22 protein-coding genes are annotated in these 24,625 nt (G+C 62.6%); 8 read left to right on the top strand and 14 right to left on the bottom strand.

The window, feature by feature from the left end:
- Nucleotides 1-10: 10 nt before the first annotated feature.
- The 4 genes from pqqC to KCG88_RS19670 are packed head-to-tail and all read left to right on the top strand — an operon-like array spanning nucleotide 11 to nucleotide 3,974.
- On the top strand, nucleotides 11-763 hold the full coding sequence (pqqC, locus tag KCG88_RS19685) for a pyrroloquinoline-quinone synthase PqqC (RefSeq protein ID WP_011063850.1): 753 nt from the start codon (nucleotides 11-13) through the stop codon (nucleotides 761-763).
- On the top strand, nucleotides 760-1,035 hold the full coding sequence (pqqD, locus tag KCG88_RS19680) for a pyrroloquinoline quinone biosynthesis peptide chaperone PqqD (RefSeq protein WP_047337970.1): 276 nt from the start codon (nucleotides 760-762) through the stop codon (nucleotides 1,033-1,035). Before pqqC ends, pqqD begins: the two co-directional genes overlap by 4 nt.
- Nucleotides 1,007-2,176, top strand: coding sequence for a pyrroloquinoline quinone biosynthesis protein PqqE (gene pqqE, locus KCG88_RS19675; protein WP_047289595.1), 1,170 nt, complete (start codon nucleotides 1,007-1,009; stop codon nucleotides 2,174-2,176). Before pqqD ends, pqqE begins: the two co-directional genes overlap by 29 nt.
- Nucleotides 2,142-3,974: a S9 family peptidase gene (locus KCG88_RS19670; protein WP_210712930.1), complete on the top strand. Its 1,833-nt coding sequence runs from the start codon at nucleotides 2,142-2,144 to the stop codon at nucleotides 3,972-3,974. Before pqqE ends, KCG88_RS19670 begins: the two co-directional genes overlap by 35 nt.
- 36 nt (nucleotides 3,975-4,010) lie before the next feature.
- Here the strand turns inward: KCG88_RS19670 and KCG88_RS19665 are convergent, their stop codons facing one another.
- The 4 genes from KCG88_RS19665 to KCG88_RS19650 form a co-directional block, all read right to left on the bottom strand.
- Nucleotides 4,011-4,169 (bottom strand): YqaE/Pmp3 family membrane protein, encoded by a 159-nt coding sequence (locus KCG88_RS19665; RefSeq protein ID WP_011063854.1) that lies wholly within the window; start codon nucleotides 4,167-4,169, stop codon nucleotides 4,011-4,013.
- A 298-nt stretch (nucleotides 4,170-4,467) separates the two neighbouring features.
- The gene (locus KCG88_RS19660) at nucleotides 4,468-5,193 is read right to left on the bottom strand and encodes a type 1 glutamine amidotransferase (protein ID WP_210712929.1); all 726 of its coding nucleotides are present in this window, start codon (nucleotides 5,191-5,193) and stop codon (nucleotides 4,468-4,470) included.
- Nucleotides 5,193-6,476 (bottom strand): aminotransferase class III-fold pyridoxal phosphate-dependent enzyme, encoded by a 1,284-nt coding sequence (locus tag KCG88_RS19655; RefSeq protein ID WP_210712928.1) that lies wholly within the window; start codon nucleotides 6,474-6,476, stop codon nucleotides 5,193-5,195. Before KCG88_RS19655 ends, KCG88_RS19660 begins: the two co-directional genes overlap by 1 nt.
- Entirely contained in the window at nucleotides 6,473-7,171 is a 699-nt protein-coding gene (locus KCG88_RS19650; protein ID WP_210712927.1) for an MOSC domain-containing protein, read from the bottom strand. The genes KCG88_RS19655 and KCG88_RS19650 overlap by 4 nt, the downstream gene beginning before the upstream one ends.
- Nucleotides 7,172-7,273: 102 nt before the next feature.
- Here KCG88_RS19650 and KCG88_RS19645 point away from each other — a divergent pair, with 102 nt between their 5' ends.
- Nucleotides 7,274-8,203, top strand: a complete 930-nt coding sequence (locus KCG88_RS19645; protein ID WP_210712926.1) for a LysR family transcriptional regulator — start codon at nucleotides 7,274-7,276, stop codon at nucleotides 8,201-8,203.
- A 237-nt stretch (nucleotides 8,204-8,440) separates the two neighbouring features.
- Here KCG88_RS19645 and KCG88_RS19640 read toward each other — a convergent pair whose 3' ends face one another.
- From KCG88_RS19640 to bioB, 10 genes are all read right to left on the bottom strand, one after another.
- Nucleotides 8,441-10,219: an acyl-CoA dehydrogenase C-terminal domain-containing protein gene (locus KCG88_RS19640; protein ID WP_210712925.1), complete on the bottom strand. Its 1,779-nt coding sequence runs from the start codon at nucleotides 10,217-10,219 to the stop codon at nucleotides 8,441-8,443.
- Between the two features lie 183 nt (nucleotides 10,220-10,402).
- A complete protein-coding gene (locus KCG88_RS19635) occupies nucleotides 10,403-12,199 on the bottom strand; it encodes an acyl-CoA dehydrogenase C-terminal domain-containing protein (protein WP_210712924.1) in 1,797 nt (598 codons plus the stop codon).
- A gap of 91 nt (nucleotides 12,200-12,290) precedes the next feature.
- Nucleotides 12,291-13,583 (bottom strand): GGDEF domain-containing protein, encoded by a 1,293-nt coding sequence (locus KCG88_RS19630; protein WP_011063861.1) that lies wholly within the window; start codon nucleotides 13,581-13,583, stop codon nucleotides 12,291-12,293.
- Nucleotides 13,584-13,803: 220 nt separating this feature from the next.
- Nucleotides 13,804-15,609: a phenylacyl-CoA dehydrogenase gene (locus KCG88_RS19625; RefSeq protein ID WP_047289602.1), complete on the bottom strand. Its 1,806-nt coding sequence runs from the start codon at nucleotides 15,607-15,609 to the stop codon at nucleotides 13,804-13,806.
- A 296-nt stretch (nucleotides 15,610-15,905) separates the two neighbouring features.
- Nucleotides 15,906-16,202 carry a pyrroloquinoline quinone biosynthesis protein PqqE gene (locus KCG88_RS19620; RefSeq protein ID WP_210712923.1) on the bottom strand — a complete coding sequence of 99 codons (297 nt, stop codon included), beginning with the start codon at nucleotides 16,200-16,202 and terminating at the stop codon, nucleotides 15,906-15,908.
- A 107-nt stretch (nucleotides 16,203-16,309) separates the two neighbouring features.
- Complete coding sequence (bioD, locus tag KCG88_RS19615) at nucleotides 16,310-16,990, bottom strand: dethiobiotin synthase (protein WP_047337977.1); 681 nt, start codon at nucleotides 16,988-16,990, stop codon at nucleotides 16,310-16,312.
- Nucleotides 16,987-17,799 (bottom strand): malonyl-ACP O-methyltransferase BioC, encoded by an 813-nt coding sequence (bioC, locus tag KCG88_RS19610; RefSeq protein WP_210712922.1) that lies wholly within the window; start codon nucleotides 17,797-17,799, stop codon nucleotides 16,987-16,989. The genes bioD and bioC overlap by 4 nt, the downstream gene beginning before the upstream one ends.
- Nucleotides 17,792-18,523, bottom strand: coding sequence for an alpha/beta fold hydrolase (locus tag KCG88_RS19605; RefSeq protein ID WP_047289605.1), 732 nt, complete (start codon nucleotides 18,521-18,523; stop codon nucleotides 17,792-17,794). Before KCG88_RS19605 ends, bioC begins: the two co-directional genes overlap by 8 nt.
- Nucleotides 18,516-19,694, bottom strand: a complete 1,179-nt coding sequence (bioF, locus tag KCG88_RS19600) for an 8-amino-7-oxononanoate synthase (protein WP_210712921.1) — start codon at nucleotides 19,692-19,694, stop codon at nucleotides 18,516-18,518. Before bioF ends, KCG88_RS19605 begins: the two co-directional genes overlap by 8 nt.
- Before the next feature lie 123 nt (nucleotides 19,695-19,817).
- A complete protein-coding gene (gene bioB / locus KCG88_RS19595; RefSeq protein ID WP_011063868.1) occupies nucleotides 19,818-20,873 on the bottom strand; it encodes a biotin synthase BioB in 1,056 nt (351 codons plus the stop codon).
- 90 nt (nucleotides 20,874-20,963) lie between these two features.
- Here bioB and KCG88_RS19590 point away from each other — a divergent pair, with 90 nt between their 5' ends.
- The 3 genes from KCG88_RS19590 (at nucleotide 20,964) to KCG88_RS19580 (ending at nucleotide 24,521) form a co-directional block, all read left to right on the top strand.
- A complete protein-coding gene (locus KCG88_RS19590) occupies nucleotides 20,964-21,704 on the top strand; it encodes a ComF family protein (RefSeq protein ID WP_210712920.1) in 741 nt (246 codons plus the stop codon).
- Between the two features lie 63 nt (nucleotides 21,705-21,767).
- Nucleotides 21,768-22,532 (top strand): TOBE domain-containing protein, encoded by a 765-nt coding sequence (locus KCG88_RS19585; protein ID WP_210712919.1) that lies wholly within the window; start codon nucleotides 21,768-21,770, stop codon nucleotides 22,530-22,532.
- Between the two features lie 84 nt (nucleotides 22,533-22,616).
- The gene (locus KCG88_RS19580) at nucleotides 22,617-24,521 is read left to right on the top strand and encodes a PhoX family phosphatase (RefSeq protein WP_210712918.1); all 1,905 of its coding nucleotides are present in this window, start codon (nucleotides 22,617-22,619) and stop codon (nucleotides 24,519-24,521) included.
- Nucleotides 24,522-24,625: the final 104 nt, after the last annotated feature.

Genomic DNA, 24,625 nt, shown 5'->3' with positions numbered 1-24,625 from the left:
GAGAACACACATGACCGACACCCCACTGTCCGCCGCCGAATTCGAGCAGGCACTGCGCGCCAAAGGCGCCTACTACCACATCCATCACCCTTATCACGTGGCGATGTATGAAGGCCGGGCAACCCGCGAGCAGATCCAGGGCTGGGTCGCCAACCGCTTCTATTACCAGGTGAACATCCCCATGAAGGACGCGGCGATCCTCGCCAACTGTCCGGACCGGGAGATTCGCCGCGAATGGATCCAGCGCCTGCTGGACCATGACGGCGCCCCGGGCGAGGACGGCGGTATCGAGGCCTGGCTGCGCCTGGGCCAGGCCGTGGGCCTGGACCCGGACCAGTTGCGCTCCCAGGAGCTGGTGCTGCCCGGTGTGCGCTTTGCCGTGGATGCCTATGTCAATTTTGCTCGCCGGGCCAGTTGGCAGGAGGCGGCCAGCAGCTCGCTGACCGAACTGTTCGCGCCGCAAATCCACCAGTCGCGCCTGGACAGCTGGCCCCAGCATTACCCATGGATCGACCCCACTGGCTACGAGTACTTCCGCACCCGCCTGGGCCAGGCCCGCCGCGATGTCGAGCACGGTCTGGCGATCACCCTGCAGCACTACACCACCCGTGCCGGCCAGGAACGCATGCTGGAAATTCTCCAGTTCAAACTGGACATCCTTTGGAGCATGCTCGATGCCATGAGCATGGCCTATGAACTGAACCGCCCGCCCTATCACAGCGTCACCGATCAGCGGGTCTGGCATAAGGGGATCACCCTATGAGTTTCGACCGCAGTAAAACCCCACGCTGGCGCCCCGGCTACCGCTTCCAGTATGAGCCGGCGCAAAAGGGTCACGTCCTGCTGTACCCCGAGGGCATGATCAAGCTCAACGACAGTGCCGCCCTGATTGGCAGCCTGATCGATGGCGAACGTGACGTGGCGGCGATCATCAGCGAGCTGGAAATCCAGTTCCCGGGGGTGGCCGAGCTCGGTGAAGATATCGAGCAGTTCATGGAGGTCGCCCGTGCTCAGCACTGGATCGAACTCGGCTGAACCGGCGGTTCTGCCCGGCAAACCGGAAGTTGGCCTGCCGCTGTGGTTGCTGGCCGAGCTGACCTACCGCTGCCCGCTGCAGTGCCCCTACTGCTCAAACCCCCTGGACTTCGCCGAGCAGGGCAAGGAGCTGAGCACCGAGCAGTGGATCAAGGTATTTCGCGAAGCACGGGAAATGGGCGCGGCGCAGCTGGGTTTCTCCGGCGGCGAGCCGCTGGTGCGCCAGGACCTGGCCGAACTGATCGGCGAGGCGCGCAAGCTGGGCTTCTATACCAACCTGATCACCTCCGGCATCGGCCTCACCGAGCAGAAGATCAGCGACTTCAAGAAGGCCGGCCTGGACCATATCCAGATCAGCTTCCAGGCCAGCGACGAACAGGTGAACAACCTGCTGGCCGGTTCGAAAAAAGCCTTCGCGCAGAAGCTGGAAATGGCCCGTGCGGTCAAGGCCCACGGCTATCCGATGGTGCTGAACTTCGTCACCCACCGGCACAACATCGACAAGATCGACCGCATCATCGAGCTGTGCATCGCCCTGGAAGCCGATTTCGTCGAGCTCGCCACCTGCCAGTTCTACGGCTGGGCCCAGCTCAACCGCGTGGGCCTGCTGCCGACCAAAGAGCAACTGGTGCGTGCCGAGCGCATCACCAACGAATACCGCGCCAAGCTGGAAGCCCAAGGGCATCCCTGCAAGCTGATCTTCGTCACTCCGGACTACTACGAGGAGCGCCCCAAGGCCTGCATGAACGGCTGGGGCAGCATCTTCCTCACCGTGACTCCAGACGGCACCGCACTGCCTTGCCACGGCGCACGACAGATGCCGGTGCAGTTCCCCAATGTGCGCGACCACAGCATGCAGCACATCTGGTACGACTCATTCGGTTTCAACCGCTATCGCGGTTACGACTGGATGCCCGAACCCTGCCGCTCCTGCGACGAGAAGGAAAAGGACTTCGGCGGCTGCCGCTGCCAGGCCTTCATGCTCACCGGGGATGCCAGCAATGCCGATCCGGTGTGCAGCAAATCGCCACACCATGGGATGATCCTCCAGGCCCGTGAAGAATCTGAAACGGCCACCCACACCATCGAGCAACTGGCTTTTCGCAATGAACGAAACTCCCGCCTCATCGCCAAGGGTTGAGCCCTTCAGCGCCAGCCAGGCCACTACGGCCGGGGTCGATTTTGCCGAGCTGCAACTGACGCCCCACGGCCTGTTCTGGAATGAATATCGTCCCGAGGACGGCCGCTGCCAGATCTGGCAATGGCATCAGGGCCAGGCCCACTGCCTGACGCCAACCGGCTTCAGCGTACGCAGCCGGGTCTATGAATACGGTGGTGGCGCCTTCTGCCTCAGCAATGACGCCCTGCTGTTCGTCAACGAGGCGGACCAGCAGCTGTATCGCCAGCCCCTGGCCGGTGGAGCGCCCAGCGCCTTGACTCAAGGCACGTGCCGCTACGGTGACCTGCGATGCCACGCCGACCAGGTACTGGCCGTCGAGGAGTGCGCCAAGCAACACCAACTGGTGAGCATTGACAGCATCACCGGTCAACGTCGGCTGCTGGCTGCCGGGGCCGACTTCTACGCCGCTCCTACCCTCAGCCCCAATGGCCTGCGCCTGGCCTGGATCGAGTGGGACCGCCCCCATCAACCTTGGACCAGCACCCGCCTGATGCTCGCTGAGCGCCAGGGCAATGGGGCCTGGGGGGCTCCCCGTTGCGTGGCCGGCGATGGCGGGCCAGAGTCACTGCAACAGCCGCGCTTCGACCAGCACGATCAGCTGTATTGCCTCAGCGATCGCGGCGGTTTCTGGCAACCCTGGGCCGAATCGGGCGATGGTTTGCGGCCGTTGCCCAGCACCGCCGCGGACCATGCCCCGGCGCCTTGGCAGTTGGGAAGTTGCACCTGGCTGCCCCTGGGCGGCGATGCCTGGTTTGGCAGCTGGACCGAGCAGGGTTTTGGCCGCCTCGGGCTGCGTCAGGACGACGGTTTCCAGCAGGACTTTGGCAGCGACTACAGCCGCTTCCGCAGCCTGGCGCTGGACCAGCACTACCTGTACTGCATCGCGGCGTCGCCTGTCAGCCCCTCGGCCGTTATCGCCATAGACCGCCACACCCGGCAGGTCCAAGTCCTGGCGGGAGGGGTTGCCCCTCTGCCGGCGGAACGCATCAGCCGCCCGCAGACCCTGTGCTACCCCAGCGGCGACGGCCAGGCCCATGGTTTCTTCTACCCGGCCATGAACGGTGTCAACCGGCCGCCCCTGGTGGTGTTCATCCACGGCGGCCCGACTTCGGCCTGTTACCCGATACTCGACCCGCGTATCCAGTTCTGGACCCAGCGCGGCTTTGCCGTGGCCGACCTGAACTACCGCGGCAGCACCGGATATGGCCGAGCCTATCGCCAGGCCCTGCACCTGCGCTGGGGCGAGGTGGACGTGGAAGATGCCTGCGCCGTGGTGGCCCACTTGGATGAACAGGGGCTGATCGATCCGCAACAGGCATTCATCCGCGGCGGCAGCTCGGGGGGCTACACCACCCTCTGCGCCCTGGCCTTCGCCAAGGTCTTCTGCGCCGGGGCCAGCCTCTACGGAGTCAGCGATCCGATCAGCCTGGCCCGCGCCACCCACAAGTTCGAAGGCGACTACCTGGACTGGCTGATCGGCGATCCTGAACGCGACAGCGAACGTTATCTGGCCCGTACTCCCCTGGCCCACGCCAGCAGCATCGGCGTGCCGGTGGTGTTTTTCCAGGGCGAGCAGGATGCGGTGGTGGTGCCCAAGCAGACCCGCGACATGCTCAAGGCGCTACAGGATCAGGGCATCGCCGCCGAGGCCCACTACTATCCCGATGAACGCCACGGCTTTCGCAAGGCCAGCAACCAGGCCCACGCCCTGGAGCAGGAGTGGCGGTTTTACCGCCGAGTGCTGCAGGCACAGCCCTGAGCAGGTACTGCCCGCTCCCATGGAGCGGGTAGCCCATCAGCGTTTGGCGATGATGTACACCGCGTGCACGATCCCTGGAATGTAGCCGCACAGGGTCAGCAGGATGTTCAGCCAGAAAGCGCCGCCAAACCCCACTTGCAGGAAGACCCCCAGGGGCGGCAAGAGAATGGCGAAGATGATGCGGATCAAGTCCATGAGCAGCTCCTGATAACAATCGGCTCGAATGAGCCTTACCTGCAATCGACCTTGCTCGTACGCCAGGGTTCAGAGCGATTCGAGGCCGCGCTGCCGCTCGGGCGCGGATCTGAAAGCCATGTTCCTGCACAACCTTCGACAGCTTGATGGTCATGCCGCCCCCGACCACGAGCCGGTACTTGAAGGAGGTTGCAAAGACAAAGAAGGGGTTTGAAAAAGCTGGAGATAAAAAAACGCCCCGTGCGAAAAATCGAACACGGGGCGATGCGTTATACCGCGAGACGGTTCAGGAAGTCAGTCAACGTAAAGTCGCATGCGGCCCGGAAAGGTAATCCAGCACCCGGAACAGGGTGGGGGCCAGGCCACTGCAATGCGGGATTCCGGCGAGAATCGCCTGTTGATCCTCGACGCTATCGGGCTCGGCGCTGTGTTCAGCGCTCAGCCAACCGTTGGCGCGCGCCTGCAAAAGTGCCTCGATGCTGTGCAAGTCGCTCTGGAGCAGGCATTGCAAGCCGATGGCCCGCTCCTGCCAGATAAAGCCCTGGTGATCGCAGGCCGCCGAGCGATAGAGCGGCAACGCGCCCTTGGGCAGATCGAAGCTTTCGCCATGCCAATGAAAGGCCATCAGGCGTTCCGGCAAGGCCAACCCCAAAGGCGAGTCCTGGGCATTGGGGTACTTTTCCACAGGCCACCAGCCAATCTCCCGCGCTGCACTGGGGCGTACCTGCGCACCCAGCGCCTGCGCCAGGAGCTGGCCACCCAGGCCGATGCCCAGCACGCGCTTGCCAGCAGACAGGGCCTTGCGCAACAGACGCTTTTCCGCGGCCAGCCAAGGAGTCTGGGCCTCGTCGTGCACACTCATGGGCCCACCCAGAGCGATCAGCAGATCGAAACTGTCGAGCCGCGGCAAACGTGCCTGGGCGTACAGATGGCAGATGTGCACGGCGCTCGCCCGCTCCAGCAGCCACTGGTTGATCCGCCCCGGCCCGGAGGCAGGCGAATGTTGCAGGATCAGTACACGCATCAGACGGCCACTCCCTTGCGACAGTGCAATTGCGCCGTGCGCACCCGGGAAAAAGCCCGAGCCAGGCGCAGGAGCATCTCGTCGATATTGCCTTTGCTGACACTCAATGCCGGGGTGAAACGCAGGCAGTCCGGTTGCGGCGCGCTGAGCAGCAAGCCTTCATGCAAGGCGGCCTTGACCACCGCGTCGGCGGACTCATCCGCCAGGCTCATGCCCCAGAACAAACCCTGCCCCCGCACTTGACCCTGGGCATACCGGCTCGCCAGGCGGGTCAGTTCCTGCCCCAGGTACTGGCCGTTGCGGCGCGCCTGCTGGAGAAAGCCATGCTCCTGCAGGCTGTCCAGGACCGCGAGGCCAGCCGAGGTCATCAGCGCATTGCCATGGTGGGTGCCATCCAGCTCGCCCGCCTCGAAACAGCAGGCCTTGCCCCGTGCCAGCAACGCCGCCAGTGGCACGCCACCGCCGAGCCCCTTGCCCAGAGCGATGATGTCGGCACGCACGCCATACAGTTGTTCGGCCAAAAGGGTGCCGCAGCGGCCGATGCCCGTCTGGACCTCATCGAGAATCAGCAGGATGCCCAGTTCACGACACAGGCGCTCGACGCCCTTGAGGTAATGCTCGGTCGCCGGAATGACACCCGCCTCACTCTGGATCGGCTCCAGCATGATCGCCACGGTTTGCGCATCCACCGCCGCGTGCAAGGCCGGCAGATCGTTGAACGGCACCTGGCTGAACCCCGGCAGCCCGGGACCGAAACGATTGCCCGGAACGCCGCTGCCAGCCGCCGACAACGCAGCAAAGCCCCGACCATGGCAGCTCTGGCTGGCAGTGATGATGCCAGCGGCGCCGCCACGATTCAGTTGCCCCCATTTACGCGCCAGCTTGATTGCGGCCTCGCAAGCTTCAGTGCCGCTGCTCAGCAGGTAGGCCTGGTCGCTGCCGGTGCTGCGGCACAGGCGATCGGCCAGCTTGAGCATGCCGCGGTTGTAGAACCCGGAGCCCGGGTTGATCAGCGATTGGGCCTGCTCGGCAAGCGCGGCGACCAGGACCGACGGGCTGTGGCCAAGACTGTTGGCGGCCCCGGCCTGGGTGAAGTCCAGGTAAGTACGGTCTTCACTGTCCCACAGCCAAGAGCCCTGGCCGCGCACGAAGACCGGCTGGGGACGCTGCACACTGGGCATCAGGCAGTTGCTGGAAAGATCTGGGGGCGAAGCGTTTGCATAGGGCTCGGCAACCAGATCTTCCAGGCTCGGCACGGTGCGGCGCAGGTTGAACAGATTCATGCTCGCAGGCCCTCCAGCGGCAGCCCCAGCAAACGCGCGGACCAGTCTTCAACCCGGCCAGTGCGCAGGCGCTTGATGGCGATATCACGCCAGCGCGAGGAAAGTGCCGGGCAATCAATAAGGGTTTTCAAGCCAGCATGCTCCAGAGGCTCCTGGAAAAAACAGCGCAGGGCCCAGGCCACGGTGAGGCCGGGGTAACTGCGCTGAATCAGTTCAAAAGGTTCATCCGCTTGTACGAAACTTGGCTTGAGAACCCGGTAAAACCAGCCGCAACGACCATTGTCCTGGGCCTGTTGCGGCAGATTGGCCAGGCCCCAGCGATGGCTCAGGCGGTAGCAGGGCGAACGCGGCTGGCTGACCTGCAAGAGCGCACCGCCCCAGCGAAACAGATCGCCCAGGCACACCTGTTCTTCGGTGAGGCCATGGGTGGACAGGTTTTCACCGAAGGCCGGCGCGCACCAGGCGAACTGTGGGTAACGTTTACGCCAGTGGTCATAGTGTTCAGCGGGGTAATGATGCAACGCGCGCTCGGGACCGGTGTGAAAGCGCGGATCGCCGTGCTCATCGCTGCCCAGGCCTTGTGGCCACAACCAGAGTCGGTTGGCAACCGGGTGCTTGTCAGTGTCGCTGACCAGTCCCTGGCCGAGATTTTTTGCCTTGCCTATGTAAACACCATCAACGTAAACGGTATTCATCGCCCTTCGTGGCCCTGTAAGCCTTGTGAATAGGCGCTAGACTAGGCCCCTACGGGGCTTCGGGCCATTTCGTTTTTTAAGCTTTTTCGATAAGCATTACTTATGGATTTTAAGCAACTGCGTTATTTCGTCGCGGTGTATGAAGAAGGCCATGTGGGACGTGCCGCCGAACGGCTGTCGATCTCGCAACCGGCACTATCCCAGCAGATCCGCCAGCTGGAACAGAACCTCGACGTCAGCCTGTTCGAGCGCAGCAGTAAACGCCTGTTGCCGACACTGGCGGCGCATACGCTGTACAACCACGCCCTGCCCTTGCTCGATGGCTTGCAACAGGCCCGCGAAGCCTTGCGCAACTTCAAGGGCCAGGCACTGCGTACCTTGGCGATCGGCGTACTGCAAACCGTGCATACCAGCCTGGTGCCGCAGATGCTTGAGCGGGTACGCAAGGCCCAGCCCCATCTTGTGGTGCAGATCTATGAGTTGACCGGCCTGGAGATCGAACGGCGCCTGCTCAACGGCTCGCTGGATATCGGCATCAGCTACTTGCCGCCACGCCAGCCAGGCCTGCATGGAGTACCGCTGTACGAAGATGAACTGACTCTGGTCATCCCGGAGCAGCATCCGCTGCGCGAATTCAAGAAAGTCTCCATGCGCCAGGCAGCAGAGTTGCCGATGCTGTTGTTGGGAGAGGAGTTTCAGATCCGCCAGATCTGGCAGGCTCAACTGGCCAATCTGGGGCGGCGCCCGCAGGTGCAGGCGGAGTTGAACAACATGGCCGGGATTCTCGACAGCCTGCCCCATACGCGGCTGGCCACCGTGCTTCCAGGACGCTCCCAACAGCAGCACGGCAACAAGGAACTGCTGTGGAAACCGCTGAGCGAGCCCAGGGTGCCGCTAAAGGTGGGATTGGTCTGCCGGGATCTGCAGCGTCAGCAGGGGACGCTGGAGCTGCTGCGCAGCTTGTTGGAAGACTCGATGAATGCGCAGGAGCCGCGCCTGGGGGGAACTTCCACCGTGGAGATGCCGGGATAAGCCCGCCAAAATAAAAAACCCGGACAAAAGAAAACCCCGCCGAAGCGGGGCTTTGCAGACTGTTTCCCTGACATCCTTTTCACTCCACCATCCTGGCGGAATCCTACGTGTCCGTGTTGTTGCTTTGCGCTTCCTGCGCTACGTCCATGTGAAGTAGATTAGCTTCAGCTGTCATCTACCGATATGGACGATCAGCATCACGTTATGTAAGAGATGGCTTACAAACGCCCTTGCCAGTTAAAACTGCTCAGCCTGCAACAGAAACAGCGATTCGCTACCGGCCTTGACCGAGGCGCTAAGCGAGTGGATACGCGGCAGCAGGCGGGCGAAGTAGAACCGCGCCGTCCCCAGCTTGCTGGCATAGAAGTCATCTTCCTGCTCCTTGCCCAGCGCAGACTTGGCCATCAGTGCCCACATGTAGGCGTAGGCGGTGTAGCCAAATACCTGCAGGTATTCCACCGACGCTGCCCCGATTTCATTGGGGTTGCTGGCGGCCCGGTCCAATACCCAGGCGGTCAGCTCATCCAGATTGTCCAGCGCCGCGTTCAGCGGGCGGGTGAACTCCCCCCATTGCTTGTCCGCCGTAGCAGTGAAATGGCGGATCTCGTCGGCAAACAGCTTATAGAACGCACCGCCGCTCCCGACGATCTTGCGCCCCACCAGATCCAGAGCCTGGATACCGTTGGTGCCCTCGTAGATCTGGGTAATCCGCACATCTCGCACCAGTTGTTCCTGGCCCCACTCACGGATATAGCCGTGGCCGCCGAAGATCTGCTGGCCATGAACCGTGGTTTCCAGGCCCAGATCGGTCAGGAAAGCCTTGGCCACCGGGGTCAGCAATGCCACCAGGCTTTCCGCGCGCTTGCGGGTATCCGGATCTTCGCTGAACTTGGCGGTATCCAATTGCATCGCCACGTAGGTGGAAAATGCCCGGCCGCCTTCGTTTGCAGCCTTCATGGTCAGCAGCATGCGCCGCACATCCGGGTGCACAATGATCGGGTCGGCTACCTTGTCCTTGGCTTGCGGGCCGGTAGGCGAGCGGCTCTGCAGGCGATCACGGGCATATTCAATAGCGTTCTGGTAGGAACGCTCGCCCGTGGCCAGCCCCTGGATACCTACCCCCAAACGCTCGTAGTTCATCATGGTGAACATGGCCGCCAGGCCCTTGTTCGGTTCACCCACCAGGTAACCGATGGCCTGATCGAAGTTCATTACGCACGTGGCCGAAGCCTGGATGCCCATCTTGTGCTCGATCGAACCACAGGTCACCGGGTTGCGCTCGCCCAGGCTGCCATCGGCATTGACCATGAACTTGGGCACCAGGAACAGGGAAATACCCTTGGGACCGGCCGGCGCATCCGGCAGCTTGGCCAGCACCAGGTGAATGATGTTTTCCGTCAGGTCGTGCTCACCACCGGTAATGAATATCTTGGTTCCGCTGATGGCATAGGAACCGTCGGCCCGAGGCTCGGCCTTGGTGCGGATAATCCCCAGATCGGTACCGGCATGGGGCTCGGTCAGGCACATGGAGCCTGCCCAGACACCGGCATACATGTTTGGCAAGTAGGTGGCTTTCAACTCTTCGCTGGCATGGGCGTTGATCGACAGGCAGGCCCCGGCGGTCAACATCGGGTACAGGCCGAAGGCCAGGCTCGCGGAGTTGACCATTTCCTCGACCTGGGCCGATACCGCCTTGGGCATGCCCATGCCGCCGAACTCGGGATCACCACCCACACCAACCCAGCCACCTTCGGCGTAGGTCTGATAGGCCTGTGGAAAGCCTTCAGGGGTGGTCACCACGGTGTTGTCCCAGTGGCAACCTTCCTCGTCGGCACTGCGACTCAGCGGAGCAATGCTTCTAGCGGTGACTTTGCCCGCCTCCTCCAGAATCGCCTCGACCGTCTCGACATCCACAGTCTCAGCCAGAGCCGGCAACTGGGCCCAGAGTTTGGCGACCTCGAAAACTTCATTGAGGACGAAGCGCATATCGCGCAAGGGCGCTTTGTAGTCAGCCATGGCAAACCTCGCAAGAACTAAAAAGGCGGGCCGAAACGGACCCATTTAGAAAACCAGAGTGTACCCGAACAACTTTTGAGACACATAGGGTCAACTAGTGACCTTTATGTAATTTTTAGTCACAGAAATTCCGAAGCACGAAAAAACCCGCAGCAGCGGGCTTTGTTCGTGTCGCCCTAGCCGTTACAAGGCGAACAACTGCGCGGGAAGCTTCATCAGGCAATCACTGCCGGCCTCGATGGCCGCCCGATGAGCCCCCGTACGTGGCAGCAGGCGCTTGAAATAGAACTCGCAGGTGATCAGCTTGGCGGTGGCGAAGTCCTGGTCGCCCTGCCCGGCGTCCAGTTGCTGCTGTGCGACCAGAGCCATGCGCAACCAGAAATAGGCCAGGACGATGTAGCCGCTGTACATCAGGTAATCCAAGGCCGCGGCCCCCACTTCGTCGGGGTTGTTCATGGCTGCCATGCCGACCTTGGTGGTCAACTCGCCCCACTGACGGTTCAAGACATCGAGTTGCGCGACATAAGCCTTGAGCTGCGGATGCTCGGCATTCGCGCTGCAGAACTTGTGCACAATCCGGGTAAAGCCCAGCAGCAGCTTGCCCTGGCTGCCCAGCACCTTGCGGCCCAGCAGGTCCAGGGCCTGGATGCCATTGGTACCTTCGTAGATCGGAGCAATGCGGCAATCACGTACCAACTGCTCCATGCCCCATTCGCGAATAAACCCATGACCGCCGAACACCTGCATGCCGTGGTTGGTCACTTCCAGCCCGGTCTCGGTCATGAAGGCCTTGCAGATCGGGGTGAGGAACGCCAGGAGGTTCTCGGCGTCCTGGCGCTGGGCTTCATCGCGACTCAGATGCGCCACATCCAGCAACTGAGCCGTGAAGTAGGCCAGGGCCCGGTTGCCCTCGTTGAACGCCTTCATGGTCAGCAGCATGCGCCGCACATCAGGGTGGACGATGATCGGGTCCGCCGCCTTGTCCGGAGACTTGGGGCCGGTCAGCGAACGCATCTGCAAACGATCGTTGGCGTATCTGATCGCCCCCTGGAAGCTGGTTTCACCCAGACACAGGCCCTGCATTCCGGTCCCCAGGCGGGCGTGGTTCATCATGGTGAACATGCAGTTCAGGCCTTTGTTGGCCTGACCAATCAGAAAGCCCCTGGCACCGTCGAAGTTCAGTACACAGGTCGCGGACGCCTTGATCCCCATCTTGTGCTCGATGGAGCCGCAGCTCACGCCATTGCGCTCGCCGGCCTCACCTGCTGCATCCGGCAGGAACTTGGGCACGATGAACAGCGAAATGCCCTTGGTTCCGGCCGGCGCGTCCGGCAGCTTGGCCAACACCAGGTGAACGATGTTCTCGCTCATGTCGTGCTCGCCGGCGGAGATGAAGATCTTGCTCCCCGTCACCGCATAGCTGCCGTCGGCCTGGGGCACTGCACGAGTCTTGATGATGCCAAGATCAGTGCCGCAATGGGCTTCGGTCAGGCACATGGTGCCGGTCCATTGCCCGGCGGTGAGCTTGCCCAGGTACAACTGCTTCTGTTCCGCGCTGCCATGGGCATGAATAGCCGACATGGCACCGTGGGTCAGGCCCGGGTACATGCCCCAGGAGGTGTTGCTGGAGCCCACCATCTCGCTGATCACCAGCCCCAGGGAGTGGGGCAGCCCCTGGCCACCATAGGCCGGATCGGCGGCCAGCCCATGCCAGCCGCCTTCAACGTACTGGGCGAAGGCCTGCTTGAAGCCCTTGGGCGTGGTGACCACGCCGTTATCAAAGTGGCAACCTTCCTCGTCACCGGAGCGGTTCAACGGGGCCAGGACGTTTTCGCAGAATTTCGCGCCTTCCTCGAGGATGGCACTGACCATGTCCGGGCTGGCGTCAGTGGCCCCCAACGCCGCGTAGCTGGCATGAAAGTCGAAGACGTGATCAATCAGAAAGCGCATGTCGCGCAAGGGGGCTTGATACTCGGGCATGGTGGTTTCTCCGGCAGCAGATCAGACCAACCTACTGCCGCCGCCCTCAGCCTGCCAATGACTGTGCAGGCGCTGAATGCGCCATCATCACTCAACCCGCAGCTGTATCCATGCGCACCGCGCCGCGGCGGTTCTGCCCGAATGCAATGACACAGTTACGCCCCGCTCCCTTGGCGCTGTAGAGCGCCTGGTCGGCAGCCTTGAGCACTTCTTCCGGAGTCCGATGCTCTGCCAGCCGCTCGGCGACGCCGATACTGATGGTCACCGAGACACTGGACGCGGCAGCGACACCGCGACGCTGGCGACCCTGCTGGTCGTCCTGAGGGCGGTTGTCCTGGTTACGCAGTTGAATGTTGTAGGTGGCGATGATCTCGCGAATCATCTCCAGATGCGGCATGCATTCATCCATGGTCTTGCCGGCGAACACCACGGCAAACTCCTCGCCTCCGTAACGGTAGGCCCGGCCGCCCCCGGTGACTTTCGAGAGCTTGCTGGCCACCAGGCGCAACACCTGGTCGCCCACATCGTGCCCGTGGGTGTCATTGAATTTCTTGAAGTGATCGACGTCGGTCATCGCCAGCACATAGTTGCGCCCCAGGCGCTGCATGCGCTCGTTAAGCGCGCGGCGCCCCGGCAGGCCGGTCAGCTCGTCGCGGAACGCCATCTGGTACGCCTCGTGGGCGACAGCAGCAGCGATCATCAGCATCACCTGGCTGCACATGATGTTCAGGGTGAACGGCAGGATGAAGGTCTTGGGCAGCATCCAGAACAGCCCCAGGAGCCCCACCAGTTGCGCCGCGTGCAGCGGACGCGGGCTGCGCCAGTACTGGATCGCCAGCAGCAGGAAGGCCGCGAAGAACACGGGATACGACAACTGGATCAAACTCATCCAACTGCCATGCAGGGCCGGCCAGCGGATCTCCGCCAACCAGTTCAGCAGAGCCTGTGGGTAACTCTGCTCGAGCCCCAGAGCCACACTGCCGAAGGCCAGCAACACGGCAAAACGCGCCACCATGTCCTGGAACAAGTGCGTGCGCTCCTGCCAGGCAGCGAACAGGCCGAACAACAGGGGCAGCAACAGGCAGCAGAGATGGAACACCACCGCCGCGTCTTCCCGGACCCTGCCGTTGTCCCGGTAGTAGTCGGTCTGGGTGTCCAGCAGGAAATAGGCGATGTACACGGTGACCATCAAGAACAGTTCGCGCTGGCGCCGATACACCGCGCAATACGCCCCGCCCAGCAACAGCACCAAGGTTGGCAGCACGTTGAACAGCGAGGTGAAGAAGACGTTGAGGTCCTTGACGTAGGCGGCCGCCAGCCCCGCAAGCAGAAGCAGTAAAGACGGTACAAAGTGACTGAAACGTACAGCGAAAGAACGCGGCAAGGGTAAAACTCCGACCCGGCTGATCAATGAATGGCATTGTGCCTTCATTTGTTGAAGTTAAGCACACGCGGTGTGATGGACATCACATTGCCATCTCTTTAACGGCAGGAAATCGCTTCTGCTTAGCGATTTAGTCGGGAATTTTCATGAAGATTCTGCGGGCATAAAAAAACCGCTCGCCCCAAGGGGCGAACGGCTTTTCGAACCACTGCGGTCGGGCTTAGTAAGCCAGGCCGAAGTCTTCTTCCTTCATGTCCATCAGGTTGTTGGCACCCGAAAGCATGGCTGCAACATGAGTGCGGGTACGCGGCAGGATGCGCTGGAAGTAGAAACGCGCGGTCTGCAGCTTGGCGGTGTAGAACGCCTCTTCGGTGGTGCCGGCTGCCAGCTTTTCAGCCGCCAGGCGTGCCATGTCGGCCCAGAAGTAGGCCAGGCAGGCATAACCGGAGTACATCAGGTAGTCCACGGAGGCCGCGCCGACTTCTTCGCGATCTTTCATGGCAGCCATACCGACCTTCATGGTCAGCTCGCCCCATTCTTTGTTCAGTGCAGCCAGGGGTGCGACGAATTCCTTGACGGCTTCGTTGCCTTCGTTGTTCTGGCAGAACTTGTGGACGATCTTGGTAAAGCCTTTCAGAGCCTCGCCTTGAGTCATCAGCACTTTGCGGCCCAGCAGGTCGAGTGCCTGGATACCGGTAGTGCCTTCGTACAGCATCGAGATACGGCTGTCGCGAACGTTCTGCTCCATGCCCCACTCGGCGATGAAGCCGTGGCCGCCATAGATCTGCACACCGTGGTTGGCGGATTCAAAACCAACTTCAGTCATGAACGCCTTGGCGATCGGAGTCATGAACGCCAGCAGTGCGTCGGCTTTCTTCTTCTCTTCTTCATCCACACCGTACTTGACGATATCGACCTGCTTGGCAGTGAAGTAGACCATTGCCCGGTTGCCTTCGGCGAAGGCCTTCATGGTCAGCAGCATGCGGCGCACGTCAGGGTGCACGATGATCGGGTCGGCAGCCTTGTCCGGCGCTTTCGGGCCAGTCAGGGAGCGCATTTGCAGGCGATCGCGAGCGTACTTCAGGCCGCCCTGGAAGCCGATTTCGGCATGGGCCAGGCCTTGCAGAGCGGTACCCAAGCGCGCGGTGTTCATGAAGGTGAACATGCAGTTCAGGCCTTTGTTCGCCGGGCCGATGAGGAAACCGGTGGCCGCGTCGAAGTTCATCACGCAGGTGGCGTTACCGTGGATCCCCATCTTGTGTTCCAGGGAACCACAGCTCACGGCGTTGCGCTGGCCTACGCTGCCATCAGCGTTAGGCAGGAACTTGGGCACGATGAACAGCGAAATACCCTTGGTGCCGGCCGGTGCGTCAGGCAGGCGGGCCAGAACGATGTGGACGATGTTGTCGGCCATATCGTGTTCACCGGCAGAGATGAAGATCTTGGTGCCAGTGACTTTGTAGGATCCATCGGCCTGAGGTTCGGCCTTGGTGCGCAGCATGCCCAGGTCGGTGCCGCAGTGCGGCTCGGTCAGGCACATGGTGCCAGTCCACTCGCCGGACACCAGCTTGGTCAGGTAGGCCTCTTGCTGCTCGGCAGTACCGTGTTCGGAAATGGTGTTCATCGCGCCATGGGACAGGCCAGGGTACATGCCCCACGACCAGTTGGCTTCGCCAACCATTTCGCTGACCGCCAGACCCAGGGATTCAGGCAGGCCCTGACCACCGTGCTCAACGTCGTGAGCCAGGCTTGGCCAGCCGCCTTCGACGAATTGCTTGTAGGCTTCCTTGAAGCCGGTGGGGGTCTTAACGCCGGATTCACTCCAGGTGCAACCTTCCAGGTCGCCCACACGGTTCAGCGGAGCCAGCACTTGCTCACAAAACTTGGCACCTTCCTCGAGAATGGCGTCAACCATGTCCGGAGTGGCGTCCTGGCAAGCCGGGAGGCTCTGATAATGCGCCTCATAGCCGAGCAGCTCGTCACGAACGAAGCGAATATCACGCAAGGGGGCCTTGTAGTCAGGCATAGCGATAAACCTCTGCTGATGTAACCGGGAATGAACAACCGCGTTGAGTTTTTATAGCGGTCAAACAGTTGTTTGAAACATACGTTTACGCCCAAATCTTGTCAAGCGTCGCGCCAGTGCCTTTCGTCATCGAAACAAAATGCATACGCAGGCGAACACCCACGGCACTGCCATGAAGTGTAGGAGCCAGCGCACCGGTAATCAGTCAGGGAAAGGAATCAGCGAGAGCCGCTATAAACAGAAAAGGCATGAAAAAGCCCGGCCTCTGTGGGAGGCCGGGCTTTTTTAGAGGGTAATCAGGCGTAGGTATCGATCAGGGTGCCGAGGACTTGGTCCGAGGCCTTGGCGACATTGACGCCCAGTTCAGCCTGGATCTTGCCCATGGACATCTCCACCATGCTGCTGGCCACATCCGATTCCTGGCTGCGATCTACAGCGCGCAGGCGGTCAAGCTGGACATCCGACGACTGGCTGCCGGCAGAGCGTTCAACTGCAGTGCTGGCAATCTGGCCCGCGGCTTGATCGACGCGATTCTGCCCGGTCTGGATAGCGTTCAGCCCGGCATAGAAAGCGATGTTCCCGGAGATTTGCATGGGAGAACTCGACCTTGAGAATGAGTGACAGGTGTTATTGAAGCAGACCCGTCAAGAAAACACCCGTCAAAAACACTAATGGCAATATGCCTTGCAATAGGCAAAATCTAGTCCAGCAGATCCAGTTGCAGATGCTCGGCCACCGCCTCGGCGCTGGCCGGCTTGAGTTTCGGCACCCTGCCCAGGCATGGGGCCGGCAAGCGTTCGGCCAGGGTTGCGAGGTTTTCCTCCAGACGAGAGGTCTTTGGATCGATGATATTGGCCACCCACCCCGCCAGTTGCAGGCCGTCCTGAGCGATGGCTTCGGCCGTCAGCAATGCATGATTGATGCAGCCCAGACGCACGCCCACCACCAGGATCACCGGCAGCCCCAACGCCATGGCCAGATCCGACAGATTGTCCTGGTCTGCCAGGGGTACCCGCCAACCACCCGCGCCTTCGATCAACGTGAAGTCCGCGCCCTTGGCCAGCAGATGGCGCATGGGCGTCAACAGCGACTGCACGGTCAGCGCCACCCCGGCCTCTCGCGCTGCCAGATGAGGGGCGATGGCCGGCTCGAAGGCAACCGGATTCACTTCTACGTAGGCCAACGGCAACGAAGACTGCGCCTGCAATGCCAGGGCATCGGCGTTGCGCAGGCCCTTGGCCGTCAGCTCGCAACCCGAAGCCACCGGCTTGCCCGCCGCAGTACTCAGGCCAGCCAGACGCGCCGCATGCAGCAAGCCGGCAGCAATGGTGGTTTTCCCCACATCGGTATCGGTACCCGTAATGAAGTAGGCAGGGCTCATAACGGTTTCTCCAGCACGGCATAGACCACTTGATAAGTCGCCGGCAGGCCCTTGGCCTGTCGGAAACCCTCGTAGGCATCGATCAACCCGGCGATCCGTGCCCGTCCGGTCAAGCCGCCCGGGCGTCCGGGATTGAGGTTGTGCGCGCCCAGGGCTTTCAACTCATGGGTCAGGCTGCGCACATCCGGGTAATACAGGACATGGGGCGCCTTTTCCAGACTGCGCACTTGCAAGCCACTGGCTTCACACAACTGTCGATAACGTTCGAACTCACGGAAGCGATTGACGTGAACCTGGCCATCGACCTGCGCCCAACTATCGCGCAGCTCCTGCAAAGTACCCACGCACAGGCTGGCAAAAGCCAGCACGCCGCCCGGCTTGAGCACCCGCATCGCTTCACTGAGCACGGCAGAGAAATCGTCGCACCACTGCACCGCCAGGCTGGAGAAGATCAAGTGGCAACTGTTGCCTTGCAATGGCAGGCGTTCAGCGTCCCCGGCGATGAAATGCTCCGCGCCGCCCAAAGGCCGGGCGTGACTGAGCATGCCCTCGGCAATATCCAGGGCCAGCCCCTGGGCGGCACTGAAACGCTGCCTCAGCACCCGGCTGAAATGCCCGGTGCCGCAGCCCAGGTCCAGCCAGCACCGTGGCTCAAGGCCCGGGGGCAGACGGCTGAGCAATTGTTGCCCGACCGCACGCTGCAGCTCCGCGACACTGTCGTAGCTGGCCGCCGCGCGGGAGAACGAAGCCGCGACCTGGCGCTTGTCAGGCAGGCGGCTGGGAAAGGCAGTCAGAGAAAGATCAGTCATCACCGGACTCATGCAAGAAAGCCTGGATCGCTCCCGCCACTCCATGGGGGTCCTCCAGGAGAAATCCGTGGCTGGCGTGTTCAATCAGGCCAACTTCAATATCCGGCAGCAAGGCCAGCAACTCACCGGCCGCCTCGGCGGGCACCAGAGCATCGAGCCCGGCAAACAAGTGCAACTGCGGCCCGCGAAAGCCTTGCAAGGCTTCGCGGGTATCCAGCTGCGCCAGCAACTCCAGCCCGGCCATCAGCACCGCTGGCGCCGTGGTCGGCGCGCCGCTCAGAAGCAACCGCGACAGGCCTCGCGTGTCCGCGGCGCCCTGGGCACAGAGCAAGGCAAAACGCTTGAGGGTGGTTCGCGGGTCGGCCGCGCAGCCGGCCAGGAAGCCGTCGAAGGTTTCCCCGGCCATGGCACTGGCCCAGTGTTCATGGGCGACAAAACTGGGATTGCTGGCCAGGGTCAGCAGGCCGCAGCAGCGCTCACCACGGCGCGCCGCCAGTTCCGAAGCCAGCATGCCGCCGAGGGACCAGCCACCCAGCCAGGCATTGTCCGGCACGGCGTCATCGAGTTCGTCCAGCCAGTCCTGCGGGTCGCTGGAGGTCAACTCCGGCAAGGGCTCGATTTCTACCCGCAAGTGTTCATCGAGCCCCTGCAAGGCCGCCGCCAGAGGTTCCAGCGGCGACACGCCCAAGCCCCAGCCCGGCAACAGAATCAGTCGATCACGCATGGCTCGGCTCCGCTTGCAGTTCACTGAAACAATCTGCCAACGCGCTTAACAATAGCTGCACCTGGGCCTCGCTGTGGGCCGCGGACAAGGTCACCCGCAGCCGCGCGCTACCGGCCGGCACGGTAGGCGGGCGAATGGCGCTGACCATGATTCCCCGCTCACGCAGCATCTGCGACAGGCGCACGGCCCGAGCACTGTCGCCCACCAGGATCGGCTGGATCGGGGTGAAACTGTCCATCAGCTGCAGGCCGATCTGCTCGGCGCCCTGGCGGAATTGACGGATCAAGGCCGCCAGATGCTCGCGCCGCCAATGCTCGCTGCGCAGCAGCTCCAGGCTTTTCAAGGTGGCGCAGGCCAGGGCTGGCGGCTGGCTGGTGGTGTAGATATAAGGACGGGCAAACTGGATCAGGCTTTCGATCAGATCCTCGCTGCCGGCGACAAAGGCCCCGGCGGTGCCGAAAGCCTTGCCCAGGGTGCCCACCAGTACCGGCACCTCATCCAGCCCCAGGCCGAAATGCTCCACCAGCCCGCCGCCATTGGCCCCCAGCGGCCCGAAACCATGGGCATCATCCACCATCAGCCAGGCGCCACGGGCCTTGGTTTCCCGAGCCAGGGCCGGCAGGTCGGCGACATCGCCGTCCATGCTGAACACCCCATCGGTGACCACCAGGGTATTGCCGGTGGCCTTTTCCAGGCGCTTGGCCAAGCTGTGCGCATCGTTGTGCAGATAGCGGTTGAAGCGCGCGCCGCAAAGCAGCCCGGCATCGAGCAGCGAAGCGTGGTTGAGACGATCCTCCAGCACCGTATCGCCCTGCCCCACCAGCGCCGTGACCGCCCCCAGGTTGGCCATGTAGCCGGTGCTAAACAACAGCGCCCGAGGGCGACCAGTGAGTTCGGCCAACGCCTCTTCCAGGGCGTGATGGGGCGTGCTGTGGCCGATAACCAGATGGGAGGCACCACCACCCACGCCCCAGCGGCTGGCACCGGAACGCCAGGCTTCGATCACTTGCGGATGGTTGGCCAGGCCCAGGTAATCGTTGTTACAAAAGGCCAGCAATGGCTGGCCGTCGACCACCACTTGCGGCCCCTGGGGGCTCTGCAGCAGCGGGCGCTGGCGATAGAGGTGTTCGGCACGGCGGGCAGCAAGGCGCGCGGCGAGATCAAAAGACATGCAGGCCTCGATGTTGGCTTACGGACAGTTCATCGGTAGGAGCCGGCTTGCCGGCGAAGCAGGCGACGCGAAATCCATGAGGCTCGCGAGATTCGCCGGCAAACCGGCTCCTACGGCAGAAGGTCAGACGGCGGCGTTGTAGAACTGCTCGCTGCTTTTCTGCTCCACCAGGGCCTGTTCGATGGCGGCCTGGTGCACCTCGTCGGCGTGTTCTTCGCGGGCTTCGGGCTGGATGCCCAGGCGCGCGAACAACTGCATGTCCTTGTCGGCCTGCGGGTTGGCGGTGGTCAGCAACTTGTCGCCGTAGAAAATCGAGTTGGCGCCGGCGAAGAACGCCAGGGCCTGCATCTGCTCGTTCATCGCCTCACGGCCGGCCGATAACCGCACATGGGATTGCGGCATGAGAATCCGCGCCACCGCGAGCATGCGGATAAAGTCGAAGGGGTCCACTTCCTCGGCATTTTCCAACGGCGTGCCGGCGACTTTCACCAGCATGTTGATCGGCACCGATTCGGGATGCTCCGGCAGGTTGGCCAGCTGGATCAGCAGCCCGGCGCGGTCATCCAGGGATTCGCCCATGCCGAGAATGCCGCCGGAGCAGATCTTCATGCCCGCGTCGCGCACATAGGCCAGGGTCTGCAGGCGCTCACTGTAGGTGCGCGTGGTGATGATGTTGCCGTAGAACTCCGGCGAGGTATCGAGGTTGTGGTTGTAGTAGTCCAGGCCGGCCTTGGCCAGCGCCTCGGTCTGGTCCTGATCGAGACGGCCCAGGGTCATGCAGGTTTCCAGGCCCATGGCCTTCACGCCTTTGACCATTTCCAGCACATAGGGCATGTCCTTGGCCGAAGGGTGCTTCCAGGCCGCGCCCATGCAGAATCGGGTAGAACCGATGGCCTTGGCCCGGGCGGCCTCTTCCAGGACCTTCTGCACTTCAAGGAGCTTTTCCTTTTCCAAGCCGGTGTTGTAGTGACCGGACTGCGGACAATATTTGCAATCTTCCGGGCAGGCGCCGGTCTTGATCGACAGCAGCGTGGAAACCTGGACCCGATTGGCGTCGAAATGCGCGCGGTGCACCGTCTGCGCCTGGAACAGCAAGTCATTGAAGGGCTGGACGAACAAGGCTTTGACTTCAGCCAAAGTCCAGTCATGACGCAGGGTGGCGGTGGTGCTGGCGCTCATGGGCAATTCCTTGATTATGCTTGGCAAGCGGCGCAGGACAGGAAAGCCCACAGCCGCGACACGGATGTTCGGCATATTTAAGGAAGAGCCATGCACTGTCAACCCAGATACAAAGTACCGGTTTACATCTGGTTAAAAAACAATCAGACATGTTTATTGTGTGACGAACCCAGCGATTCGGCCCTGGCCCTGTGTGCTCCCTGCCTGGACGAATTGCCCTGGCTCGGCGCCCAGTGCTCAGTCTGCGCCCTGCCCCTGCCTGCGCCTGGCCTCACCTGTGGCCAGTGCCTGCAAGAACCGCCGGCGTTTCAGCGGGTGATCGCACCCTGGCGCTACGATTTCCCGGTGGACAGCCTGATCAGCCGTTTCAAGCACCATGAAAAATGGCCTTTTGGCCGGCTGATGGCCGAACTTCTCGGCCAGTTCCTCCACTATCGCTTCGATGAAGGCCTGCCACGGCCTGATTGCCTGCTGCCGGTGCCACTGTCCCGCAGGCGGCTGCGCCAGCGCGGCTTCAATCAGGCAGGCATGCTGGCCCAGTGGCTGGGCGCTTCGTTGCAATTGATGGTGCAACCCAAGCTCCTCCTGCGCACCCAAGACACCCCCGCCCAACAGGGCCTGGATGCCCGGGCCCGCCAGCGCAACCTGCGCCAGGCCTTCGCCCTTACAGATCAGGCCCAGGTTGCAGGACGACACCTGGCCCTGGTGGACGATGTCCTGACCACCGGCGCCACCGCCCAGGCCCTGGCCCGTTTGCTGATCAACGCCGGTGCCCGTCGGGTGGATATCTACTGCCTGGCCAGGACCCCAAGCCCCGGCACCGGCGACTGACTTGACTCTTGTCGCCCAAGCCGCAAACTCCCAGCCCACCTCCAGTGTTCAAAGCCCCCCGCCATGTCCTTGCCCACTCTGTTGACCCAGCACATCGCCCGCCGCCCGCAACGCATTGCCTTGCTGCAACACATCGCCGAACAAGGTTCCATCACCCGCGCGGCAAAAAGCGCCGGCCTGAGCTACAAGGCCGCCTGGGATGCCATCGACGAACTGAACAACCTGGCCCAGAGCCCGCTGGTGGAGCGCAGCGTCGGCGGCAAGGGCGGCGGCGGCGCCAAGCTGTCCGCCGAGGGCGAACGGGTGCTGCGTCTTTACCAGCGCCTGCAAGCTCTGCAGGCCCAGGTACTGGAAGCGGCGGAAGACACCAGCGACCTCGACTTGCTCAGCCGCCTGATGCTGCGCACCAGCGCGCGCAATCAGTTGCATGGCAAGGTCCGGGCTATCGAAACCCAGGGCTGCAATGACCTGATCGTTCTGGAGCTGCCCGAAGGCCTGCAACTTCAGGCGCAGATCACCCACGACAGCACCCTGCGTCTGGAACTGCTGCCGGGGACCGAAGTGGTGGCACTGATCAAGGCTGGCTGGCTGGACGTACAAGCCGCTGGCGCCCAAGTAACAACTGGACACAATTGCCTGAGGGGCACCATCGAGCAGATTCTCGACGCCGAGGACGGCCCCTGCGAGGTGCGAATCGCCCTGCCCAATGGTCAGACGTTGTGCGCCCTGGCCGAGCCGTTGCTGCTCAAGACCCTGGAGTTGAAGGAATCCTCGACCATCCAGGTGCAGTTCTCACCGTCCCACGTGCTGATCGGAACCCCGCTCTGACCAAGGCTCCACCGCCATTTCACTGCAACATATTCGTCATGGGGGCTCATTAAGGTGGCTGCAAAAACCTGCAGGGAGCCTGATATGAGCCTGTTACTAGAAGACGACCAACCCACCGACCTGGAACAGATGGTCGGCCTCAGCCGCCGCGGTTTCATCGGTGCCGGCGCCCTGTGCGGTGCAGCGCTGTTCCTGGGCGGCAACCTGTTGAGCCGCAGCGCCCTGGCCGCCAGCGTCAGCGCCGGCACCAGCCAGTTGCTGGGCTTTACCGGCATCCCTGCCGCCACCAGCGACAGCATCACCTTGCCACCTGGCTACAAGTCCTCGGTACTGATCAGTTGGGGCCAGCCCCTGGCCAAGAACGGCCCGGCCTTCGACCCCAGCGGCAATGGCACCGCCCGGGCCCAGGAAGTGCAGTTTGGCGACAACAACGACGGCATGAGCCTGTTCGCCTTCCCGGACGACCGCCACCGCGCGCTGATGGCCATCAACAACGAATACACCAACTACCGCTACCTCTACCCCCATGGCGGCTTGCCGCAATCTGCCGAAGACGTGCGCAAGGCCCAGGCCAGCGAAGGCGTGTCGGTCATTGAAGTGCAACGCAAGAATGGCCAGTGGCAGTTCGTCCAGGGCTCGCGCTACAACCGGCGGATCCACGGCAACACGCCGATCCGCCTGAGTGGCCCCGCCGCCGGTCACGATCTGCTCAAGACCAGCGCAGACCCCAAGGGCAAGAAAGTCCTGGGCACTTTCCAGAACTGTGCCAACGGCAAGACCCCATGGGGCACCTACCTGACCTGCGAAGAGAACTTCACCGACTGCTTCGGCAGCAGCAACGCCGAGCAGAAATTCGACGCCGCGCAGAAGCGCTACGGCGCCGTGGTGGCCAGCAAGGAGATCAACTGGCACCTGCACGATCCGCGGTTCGACCTGGCGAAGAACCCCAACGAACTCAACCGTCACGGCTGGGTGGTGGAGATCGATCCGTTCGACCCGCAATCGACCCCAGTCAAGCGCACCGCCCTGGGTCGCTTCAAGCACGAGAACGCCGCCCTGGCCGAAACCCGCGACGGCCGCGCCGTGGTCTACATGGGCGACGACGAGCGTGGCGAATTCATCTACAAGTTCATCAGCCGCGACAAGATCAACCACCGCAACCCCAAGGCCAACCGCGACCTGCTGGACCACGGCACCCTGTACGTGGCGCGCTTCGATGCCGGCGATGGCAACCCCGACCACCCCAAGGGCCAGGGCCAGTGGATCGAGCTGACCCACGGCAAGAATGGCATCGACGCCAGCAGCGGCTTCGCCGACCAGGCCCAGGTGCTGATCCAGGCTCGCCTGGCCGCCAGCGTGGTCCAGGCCACGCGCATGGACCGCCCGGAATGGATAGTGGTCAGCCCCAAGGACGGTCAGGTCTATTGCACCCTGACCAACAACTCCAAGCGTGGCGAGGACGGCCAGCCGGTGGGCGGCCCCAACCCACGGGAGAAGAACGTCTACGGGCAGATCCTGCGCTGGCGCACCGGTGGCGACGATCATGGCGCCATGAGTTTTTCCTGGGACCTGTTCGTAGTGGCCGGCAACCCGGGCGTGCACGCCGGCCAACCCAAGGGTGGGTCGTCCAACGTCACCCCGCAGAACATGTTCAACAGCCCCGACGGGCTGGGTTTCGACAAGGCCGGGCGCCTGTGGATCCTCACCGACGGCGACTACAGCAACAGCGGCGACTTCGCCGGCATGGGCAACAACCAGATGCTCTGCGCCGACCCGGACAGCGGTGAGATCCGCCGTTTCATGGTCGGGCCGGTGGGTTGTGAAGTCACCGGCATCGCCTTCGCCCCGGACCAGAAGACCCTGTTCGTGGGTATCCAGCACCCTGGGGAAAACGGCGGTTCGACCTTCCCCGAACACCTGCCCAACGGCAAGCCACGCTCCTCGGTCATGGCCATCACCCGGGAAGACGGCGGCGTCATCGGCGCCTGACCCTCGCGCCGTGCCCACCGGCTCCTCCTTGCGTAGGAGCCGGCTCGCCGGCGAGCCCGGCCCGCGGCGAACCACCGGCAAACCCTCCCCCGCTGGCTCCCCGT

Origin of the sequence: Pseudomonas sp. MWU349, assembly GCF_017947325.1 — a bacterium.
Classification (GTDB): Bacteria; Pseudomonadota; Gammaproteobacteria; order Pseudomonadales; family Pseudomonadaceae; genus Aquipseudomonas; species Aquipseudomonas protegens.
Note: the sequence above shows the minus strand (reverse complement) of the source record. Positions and strands in the feature narration are given on the sequence as shown.